1 protein-coding gene is annotated in these 349 nt (G+C 56.4%); it reads left to right on the top strand.

Features of this window, described 5'->3' with window-relative positions:
* Positions 1-204 (top strand): hypothetical protein (locus tag QEH57_RS24855; RefSeq protein ID WP_309009508.1); only part of this gene is annotated, 204 nt, incomplete at its 5' end.
* Positions 205-349: the final 145 nt, after the last annotated feature.

Below are 349 nucleotides of genomic sequence, written 5' to 3' on the forward strand. Positions count from 1 at the left end.
TATAGTAGTCCCAACAAAGGAAAGAAGAACAAGATGAAGACAGGAATCACCATCAAGCACATCGAAGCCACAGTCGCAGCAGCCGCGATCATCGCAGGCGCCGCAGTGATCATCCCAGCCGCCGGAATCTTGGCGGTAGCCGGTCTGGTAGCCGGCGGATTGGTCGCCATGGCCGCGCTGGAAACCAAGGAGCGCGCTTACTAAGCCGTCCGTCGGGAGGTCCGCTCGAAAGGATCGCGCCGCCTGATTAACACTTTTTTGGGGTAACATACAAAATAGATAGCAGATAGGGATTAGGGGTAGTCCCGCTATCGAAAAAAGCCCGCGTTGAGCTTAGCTCGGCGCGGGC

The organism is Pelagicoccus sp. SDUM812005, assembly GCF_031127875.1.
GTDB lineage: Bacteria > Verrucomicrobiota > Verrucomicrobiia > Opitutales > Opitutaceae > Pelagicoccus.